Source organism: Pseudoroseomonas cervicalis ATCC 49957, assembly GCF_000164635.1.
Classification (GTDB): Bacteria; Pseudomonadota; Alphaproteobacteria; order Acetobacterales; family Acetobacteraceae; genus Pseudoroseomonas; species Pseudoroseomonas cervicalis.
The window spans coordinates 28063-31811 of the sequence record NZ_GG770779.1 but is presented as its reverse complement, the minus strand read 5'-3'; the positions used below and the strand labels follow the sequence as shown (position 1 = coordinate 31811).

Sequence of the window (3749 nt, the reverse complement as noted above, 5' to 3'; positions counted from 1 at the left end):
GCCGGAGGCGGTGCTGCGCTTCGCGGTCTCGGCGCGGGACGAGCTGGAGGGCCAGGGCCTCGGGCTGCGCCGGGACCATGCGGGCCTGCCCGGCCTGGCCGGCGCCACCGCCGCGCTGCTGCTGATGCTGGGCGCCGTCACCTGGCTGCAGGCCGGGCCGATCGGGCTGTGGAAGGGCATCCACCCGCATGGGCGGAGCTTCGTGACGCTCGCCGCCCTGCTGGCCGGCGCCACCGCCTGGGGCTGGCTGTTCGAGGCGAAGCTGCTGCCGGCCCTGATGCGCCGCGCGACGCTGGCCCGGCTGCGCCGCCTGCTGGCCGGCGAGACGCGGCCGGAGCGCGTCACCCTCACCCTCGGCCCCGCCTCCCTGCTCTGGCAGGCCGAGGGCGCGGCGCGGCGCTACGACGCCGCCCTGCTGCGCGGCCTGGCCGAGGATGGCCGCTTCATGCTGCTCAGCCTGGGCTTCGGCCAGCGCCAGGTGCTGCCCAAGCGCGACCTGGCGCCGGAGCAGCAGGACGCGCTGCGGCGCTGGGCCGAACGCCATGCGCGGGCGGAGGCGGCATGATCACGCTCCGCCTGGGCTGGCGGGCCGAGGACCAGGCGCGGGTGGCCGATGCCGATCTGCGGCGCGGCGGCCGGCTCGGCCTCGGCGCGCTGCGGGTGCTGGCCCAGGGCCTGTTCTTCGCCGCCACGCTGCTGCTGTCGCTGCGCCTGGCCGAGACGCTGCTGCGCCGCATGGCGCCCCCCGCCCCCTTCTGGCGGCCGCTGGAGTGGAATGAGGGCGTGCTGCTGGCGGCGATCGGCGGCGTGACGCTGCTGCTGGCGCTCCATGCCCAGCTCGGCCAGCGCGCCGCGCTGACCCGCATCCTGCGGGCCCTGCCGGATCCGGCGCGCCAGCCGCTGCTCGGCCCCGTCTCGGTGGTGCTGCTGCCCGGGCGGCTCTCCTGCCAGGGCCAGGGCTGGTCCTTCGAGGCCGAGGCGGCGCGGCTGCGCCAGCTGGAGGAGACGCCCGCCGCGCTGGTGCTGCGCTTCGGCCCGACCCTGCCGGCCCTGCCGCTGCCGCGCCAGGAGCTGACCGAGGCCGAGATCCAGGCGGTGCGCGCCTGGGCGGCCTCCGGCTTCGCCATGGCGGCGCCCTCTCCCGCCGGTCCCGCATGAAAAAGCCCATGCCCCCGGCGGGGGGCATGGGCTACCAGCGCGGCGGCCTGGGCGAGGCCTATTTCTCGACGAAGGCCTTCTCGACCACGTAATGGCCCGGGCGGTTGCCGGCGCCCTCGGTGAAGCCGCGGCCCTCCAGCAATTCCTTCATCGAGACCAGCATCTCCGGGCTGCCGCAGAGCATCACCCGGTCCTGCTCCACCGAGAAGGGCGGCAGGCCGAGATCGGCGGTCAGCTTGCCGCTGGCCAGCAGCTCGTTGACGCGGCCCTGGTGGTGGAAGGGCTCGCGCGTCACGGTCGGGTAGTAGAGCAGCTTGTCGCGCACCAGCTCGCCCAGCAGCTCGTGCCGCGGCAGCTCCTGGCTCAGCCAGTCATGATAGGCCAGCTCGGCCACCTGGCGCACGCCATGCACCAGCACCACGCGCTCGAACCGGTCATACACCTCCGGATCCTTCACCAGCGCCATGAAGGGGGCGAGGCCGGTGCCGGTGCCGAACATCCACAGCGTGCGGCCGGGCAGCAGGCTGTCCGGCACCAGCGTGCCCACCGCCTTGCGGCCGATCAGCACCTGGTCGCCCACCTGGATGTGCTGCAGCCGGCTGGTCAGCGGCCCGTCCGGCACCTTGATGGAGAGGAATTCCAGCTGTTCCTCATAGGGGGCGGAGACCATGGAATAGGCGCGCACCAGCGGCTTGCCCTCCACCATCAGCCCGATCATCGCGAACTGCCCGGCCTGGAAGCGGAAGGCCGGGTCGCGCGTGCAGCGGAAGGTGAAGAGCCGGTCGGTCCAGTGGTGCACGAACTGCACCGTCTCGGCGTAATAGGCGGCGGGAGGAGCGGGAGCGTTCATGGTCAGGCAGATCGTCTCGGCTGGGCGCGGAACAAGCGCTTCCCGGGGAGGAAGTGGGGCAGGCGGACGGCTTGCGCGGCGTCGGGGTTACGGTCCAGCCTGCGGCCTATCATGACAATGCCCGGCCACGCCACACCCCGCTCCGCGCCCCTGCCATCCGCCCCGGACACCGCGCCCGCCGACCCGGCGACGCAACCGCCGGTCGGGCCGCTGGTGGACCCCATGCCGCGCCCGCTGCCGGCGCGGGTGCCGCATCGCGGCGCCTCGGTGACGCTGGAGCCGCTCGGCCCGCGCCATGCCGAGGAGCTGTGGCAGGCGCTGCAGGGCGCCGACGACAGCTGGGCCTATATGGGCTACGGACCCTTCGCCGATTACGAGGGGTTCCGCCGCTTCCTGGCCGGCTTCGCCACCACGCATGACCCGATCGCCTGGGCGGTGCGGCCGCATGTCTCGGGCCTCGCCTCGGGCTGGCTGACGCTGATGGAGATCCAGCCCTCCAACGCCGCCATCGAGCTCGGCCATATCTGGTTCGGCCCGCGGCTGCAGCGGACGCGCGCCGCCACCGAGGCGATGTTCCTGCTGATGCGCCACGCCATGGACGAGCTGGGCTATCGCCGGCTGGTGTGGAAATGCAACGCGCTGAACGCGCCCTCCCGCCGCGCCGCCGCCCGGCTCGGCTTCACCTATGAGGGCACGCTGCGGGCGCATCTGGTGGTCAAGGGCCGCCGGCGCGACACCGCCTTCTTCTCCATCCTGGAGGAGGAATGGCCGGCCCGGCGCGACGCCATCGCCGCCTGGCTGGCGCCGGAGAATTTCGACCACAACGGCCTGGCCCGCGCCCCCCTGCGCGCCGGCCCCGGCTGAGCCGCCAACCCAGGACCCTGCCCCGATGCGACGTTTCCTCCCCGCCGCGCTGCTCTGGCTGGCGGCGCTGTTCGCCACCGCCCCTGGCCTGCGCGCCGCCGAGCTGCTGCTGACCCTGCCCGGCGGCGCGCAGCGCCTGACGCCCGAGGCGCTGCTGGCGCGCCCCGATGCCGCGCGCATCACCGTGCCGGCGGATGTCGCCTACCACCGCGCCATGAGCTACCGCGCCGTGCCGCTGCGCGCCCTGCTCGGCCCGCTGGACGGGGTGGAGACGCTGGAGGCGAAGGCGACCGACGGCTTCGCCTCGCAGCTCCCCGCCGCGCTGCTGCAGGCCGGCGCCGAGCCCTGGCTGGCGGTGGAGGAGCCCGGCGCGCCCTGGCCCGCCCTGCCCGGCAAATCGGCCAATGCCGGGCCCTTCTACCTGGTCTGGCTGCGGCCGGAACAGGCGGGCATCTCGCCTGAGCAATGGCCCTACGCGCTGGCCAGCCTGACGGCGGTGGCGCCGCCGCTGCGGCGCTGGCCCAGCCTCGGCGTCGACGCCGGCCTGGCCCCGGACGATCCGGCGCGGCGCGGCCAGGAGGTGTTCGTCACCCAATGCCTGGCCTGCCACAGGCTGGCCGGCGCCGGGGCGGCCGAGATGGGGCCGGACCTGGCGCGGCCGATGCCGGCCCTGGCCTACATGACCGAGCCCGGGCTGCGCGCGCTGATCCGCGACCCGAAATCGGTGCGCGACTGGCCGGGCCAGCAGATGCCCGGCTTCAGCCCCGCCGTGCTGCCCGAGGCCGAGCTGGACGCGCTGATCGCCTATCTGCGCCATCAGGCGGCGCGGCGCTGAGCGTGGCGGCCGGGCCACGCCCCGGCCGGCCGGCGCGGCGGG

The 3749-nt window shown here is 75.0% G+C and carries 5 protein-coding genes; 4 read left to right on the top strand and 1 reads right to left on the bottom strand.

Translation table 11 applies throughout. The annotated features are described in order from the left end of the window. The coding region (locus tag HMPREF0731_RS11415) for a hypothetical protein (RefSeq protein WP_007004280.1) at positions 1-565 on the top strand (565 nt) is incomplete at its 5' end. After that, positions 562-1158, top strand: coding sequence for a hypothetical protein (locus tag HMPREF0731_RS23890; RefSeq protein WP_040613038.1), 597 nt, complete (start codon positions 562-564; stop codon positions 1156-1158). The genes HMPREF0731_RS11415 and HMPREF0731_RS23890, both read left to right, overlap by 4 nt. A gap of 58 nt (positions 1159-1216) precedes the next feature. On the opposite strand, the gene HMPREF0731_RS11405 is transcribed toward HMPREF0731_RS23890, so the two are convergent. Then, positions 1217-2008 (bottom strand): ferredoxin--NADP reductase, encoded by a 792-nt coding sequence (locus tag HMPREF0731_RS11405; protein ID WP_007004279.1) that lies wholly within the window; start codon positions 2006-2008, stop codon positions 1217-1219. 222 nt (positions 2009-2230) lie between these two features. On the opposite strand from HMPREF0731_RS11405, the gene HMPREF0731_RS11400 reads away from it, so the two are divergent. Both HMPREF0731_RS11400 and HMPREF0731_RS11395 read left to right on the top strand, forming a co-directional pair. Continuing rightward, a complete protein-coding gene (locus HMPREF0731_RS11400) occupies positions 2231-2872 on the top strand; it encodes a GNAT family N-acetyltransferase (protein WP_007004277.1) in 642 nt (213 codons plus the stop codon). 25 nt (positions 2873-2897) lie between these two features. Continuing rightward, positions 2898-3707: a cytochrome c gene (locus tag HMPREF0731_RS11395; RefSeq protein ID WP_007004276.1), complete on the top strand. Its 810-nt coding sequence runs from the start codon at positions 2898-2900 to the stop codon at positions 3705-3707. The last annotated feature ends 42 nt before the right edge of the window (positions 3708-3749 follow it).